We start from the raw sequence: 4,149 nt of genomic DNA on the forward strand, positions 1-4,149 counted from the left end.
TCTAAGCATAAGTTGTGGATAACTTTTCTGAAAAACAGGCGTCATATGCAAAAGTTATCCACAAGAGTATTTTTTTATGAAATAGCGAAATATCGATAAGTTTACCTTTCAGTGCTGAATCCTGGCGCATTATCTTTGTCAAGTTTAGGCAGAAAACAACAGCACTGAAAGGTAAACTTATCGATATTTCGCTATTTCATAAAAAAATACTCTTGTGGATAACTTTTGCATATGACGCCTGTTTTTCAGAAAAGTTATCCACAAGAGTATTTTTTTATGAAATAGCGAAATATCGATAAGTTTACCTTTCAGTGCTGTTGTTTTCTGCCTAAACTTGACAAAGACTTTATTTATTATGATAGCAAATATTGCAAGGTTTCCTCAAAAGCGACCGTTCTGTTTAAGAAACAGCGTTATCTCGTTCCTGAAATCTTTCGAAAGGAACGGGTTTTAGTGAAATATAACAATCAACATGTTCTTGTTTTTTCTGAAGACGGCAAACAGTTTATTGCCAAGTATGTCAGAACAAACAATAATTCCAGTCAGGAGCATTTACGAATCTGGTATATTCTAAATCGACTCCGCTCGAAATCAAATGGTATTCTTGATAGTCTGGAGTATCGATCCTTCACAAAAGATCAAAAACTGATTATGGAAAAGATCTTTAGAAATGACGGTGCTAATTTTATTGATTTCATGATGACCATTAAAAATAGAAAACGAAACCTGCTAAAAAAGTTTGTCTATCGATTTAAAAATCAGCTGGAACAATTCACCCCTCAGAACATCCGTTCTTATTGTCAGATTGAATAGATGATTTTAATGGTCTTTGAAAATTTCAAAAAAACCTGATCCCGGCCAAGGGATTTTTCTACTCTTTTTGATGAACAGATGTTTAAAAAAAGCGCTATTTCAGGCGGTTTTATTTTTTTTGAAATTTTGTGCCAAATGATTTGAAGTATAATCAGAAATTTTTAAATTTTTGTCCAGTCTCCCTGAATGTTTAAATCACTCATGCTGATCACCTATCATTTTAAAGGGATTGTCCATCTGTTCAAGAATCACTTTGCCATATTTTTTGAGCCAGGGTTGACTGTCTTCAATACTGCCACCATGGTAGTCGGGGCTGTTCTGATAGTAGTTGGGATCAATGATGGGTTCCAGGGAAAAGGCAATATCCATCCCATCCACATAGTCGGAATCACTGGTTTTGACCACAACTCTTGCAGTGATTACCATCTGATCATCACCTCAATCCTTGAATAGCAATGACATCCTCAATGTAATGATCGTCTCATTCATTTGTTTCATATTGATTTCCTCCAAAAAAGTATTAAAGACCATTGACAGCTTAAGCCAATGATCTTCAAAATTATAATATGTATTTAAGATGGGGGTTTGATTCAGGGAACCGATAATTATGGGTATTTTAACACCGATTTTGATACCTGATCGTTGCAGACTTAGCCATAACTATAAAAAGTGCCTCAAATAAGATGTCTCCAGTATAGCAGGTTAAATTCAAACTTGCTATACGTCATCTTTTGAGGCACTTACATCTCATCAACTGGACTGCTTTTCAATGTGGACTGTATTTGACGCTTACCATCAACTGGACTGCTTTTCAATGTGGGCTGTATTTGACGCTTACGTTCTTTCGCTACCAAAAAAGAAAAGACGACCCGAGTCCCGAAGAACCCGAATCGTCTCTATTCTCTGTTTCTAAACTATCCACCTCAATACACCTCAATAAGTTAAGTTGAATAAGTTAAGTGACAGGCACCGTATGTGTAAAAAAAGACGACCCGAGTCCCGAAGAACCCGAATCGTCTCTATTCTCTGTTTCTAAACTACCCACCTCAATAAGTTAAGTTGAATAAGTTAAGTGACAGGCACCGTATGCCTCGCCCGGAAACAATATTTTCCTGAATCATTGAAATCAGTTCATGTGCACTGAGAAAATAAGCAGTATAGCCACTTTTGATCGCACAAACTGCCAGACCTACGGCCAGATGAGTTTTGCCAACGCCGGGCGGGCCCAAAAACACGACATTTTCGGAACGTTCCACAAAGGCGAGTGTTTTCAGTTCGTTGATCTTACGCTGATTGGCACTGGGCTGGAAATCAAAGTCAAAGGAATCGATGGCCTTGATATAGGGAAATTTTGCAAGTTTCAAGTTCGTCGTAGTTGTCCGTTCTCTTTTTGCATCAATTTCTGCCCAAAGCAGCTTGTCCAGAAACTCCAAATAGGATATACTATCCTTGGAAGCTTCTTCCGCATGGTGGTCATAAACGGCCGCCATATGCGTGAGATTCAGACGATCAAAAGCTTCCTTCAGGTGATGGGTTACCATGTAACCACCTCACTGACTAAAGAATCATAGACTGCGAGCGGTCTTTGATGCACTTTGGGCGATTGATCTGGAATCATAAGCGGTGCTTTGCGGGCTTTGGCTTTATGGTTTTGACTGTTCAATCCTTCAAAGTGCTTTTTCATTTTTTGAACCTGATGTTTTTGGGCCGGTTTCCGGTAACCTTCAATCAAAGCACCAGTTTCATCATAGATTTCAATCGTTCCATTTCTCAGATCCCGCACACCGACACGGTGACCAACAAAGTGGAAGGGAACGGAAAAATAATTGGACTGATAACTGATCATACAATCATTCATGACCTTCCTGCTGACCAGATCCACAGAAAGAAACGGTTCGGTATTAACGGGTTTCAGCTGTTCTTCCTTCAGTATATCACGGGGAATTTTGTGAATTGTCTGATGAAGCCTGACGTTACATTTCGTATCCAGCCAGAGTCGAGCCTGTTCATTGAGGTCAGTTAGATCGGAAAAGCTTTTGACTCTGGGCCAGAAGTTGCCGCGTACATATCGGACCCCGCGTTCCACCTTGCCCTTGTTATGTAAAGCTTAACATAACAAGGGTTATGTTAAGTATTCCGTTATGTAAAGATACGTATCATAAACGCCTGAATCCCTGATGTTTATAATATATTTCTTTACATAATATACCCGCCATGATAATCATAAATCATCACAATTTAAGGAGGATCGATTTATGGTTACAGATGTTAAAGAATTAATCGGGCAGTGCGAACAGGAATTAACAAGTCGAGAGTACACCCAAAGTCGCCTGAAGATTATAACAGGGACATGGCGTGACTTAATAGAATGGATGGAATTGCATGCGTGTGGAAGCTTTAATGAAGATATCGGCTTTCAGTACTGCAATGAAACATTCGGTTCATGTGTTTTATCGGGCATTGAAAAAAAAGATCATGTGCGGTTACGCGCAGTACGAATGCTTATTTCTTATCAGAAAGATGGCGATTTCGAATTCAGAACACCGACCATGCTGTACAGATTTTCAGGTAAATCCGGTAACATCATTGAAAAATATCTGGAGCACCTGAAAAATACTGTTTGTCTGTCAGAAAACACGCTGTCGAATAAGCGCCAGTATCTGTTGGCGTTTAATGCTTTTTTAGAATCTCATTTCATCGAATTGAATGAAATAAAGCTCGACACAATTGCGGATTTTTATTCCAAACAAAGCTATACACTGGCTTCAAAGCACAACTGTAATTCAACGCTGCGATTATTTTTGCGACATACCTATGATAACGGTATGACAGAACTGGATTGCTCCATTTATATCTTGCCGGATAATTACAACAAACGCAGCAGAATTCCAACCACCTATGAGGAACAGGAAATACGGAATATTCTTGCTGCTGTTGAGCGGACATCCGTATCCGGGAAGCGTGATTATCTGATTCTTTTGCTCGCTTGCGAATATGGATTTAGAAGCTCGGATATTGTTAATCTCAGGTTTGATCAGATTGATTGGGATAAAAACATCATTTCTTTTAATCAGCACAAAACCAGCATTCCAGTTGAATATCCACTGCTTGCATCCGTTGGTAATGCCATCATTGATTACCTGAAAAACGGTCGGCCTGACACCGATACACCAGAGATTATTGTCTCCAATGAATCAGCAAAACGGGGAAAAAAGCTTTGTAAAACGACAATTCATTCCATTGTTGCAAAATATATGCGGCTTGCAAACATCAGTCACTGGAAGGAAAAAAAGCATGGTGCACATTCCTTGAGACATAGCCTGGCTACGAATCTTC

5 protein-coding genes are annotated in these 4,149 nt (G+C 39.1%); 2 read left to right on the forward strand and 3 right to left on the reverse strand.

Features of this window, described 5'->3' with window-relative positions; all coding sequences use genetic code 11:
• The first annotated feature begins 453 nt into the window (after positions 1–453).
• A complete protein-coding gene (locus QZ998_RS11840; RefSeq protein ID WP_296560852.1) occupies positions 454–813 on the forward strand; it encodes a hypothetical protein in 360 nt (119 codons plus the stop codon).
• Between the two features lie 195 nt (positions 814–1,008).
• Here the strand turns inward: QZ998_RS11840 and QZ998_RS11845 are convergent, their stop codons facing one another.
• The 3 genes from QZ998_RS11845 to QZ998_RS11855 form a co-directional block, all read right to left on the reverse strand.
• Positions 1,009–1,239, reverse strand: a complete 231-nt coding sequence (locus QZ998_RS11845) for a hypothetical protein (protein ID WP_296560854.1) — start codon at positions 1,237–1,239, stop codon at positions 1,009–1,011.
• A gap of 620 nt (positions 1,240–1,859) precedes the next feature.
• Complete coding sequence (locus QZ998_RS11850) at positions 1,860–2,354, reverse strand: ATP-binding protein (protein WP_296560856.1); 495 nt, start codon at positions 2,352–2,354, stop codon at positions 1,860–1,862.
• The gene (locus tag QZ998_RS11855; protein ID WP_296560861.1) at positions 2,348–2,899 is read right to left on the reverse strand and encodes a hypothetical protein; all 552 of its coding nucleotides are present in this window, start codon (positions 2,897–2,899) and stop codon (positions 2,348–2,350) included. Before QZ998_RS11855 ends, QZ998_RS11850 begins: the two co-directional genes overlap by 7 nt.
• 169 nt (positions 2,900–3,068) lie before the next feature.
• Here QZ998_RS11855 and QZ998_RS11860 point away from each other — a divergent pair.
• A partial coding sequence (locus tag QZ998_RS11860; RefSeq protein WP_296560862.1) for a tyrosine-type recombinase/integrase occupies positions 3,069–4,149 on the forward strand: 1,081 nt, incomplete at its 3' end.

The organism is uncultured Acetobacterium sp., from assembly GCF_927416815.1.
Classification (GTDB): domain Bacteria; phylum Bacillota; class Clostridia; order Eubacteriales; family Eubacteriaceae; genus Acetobacterium.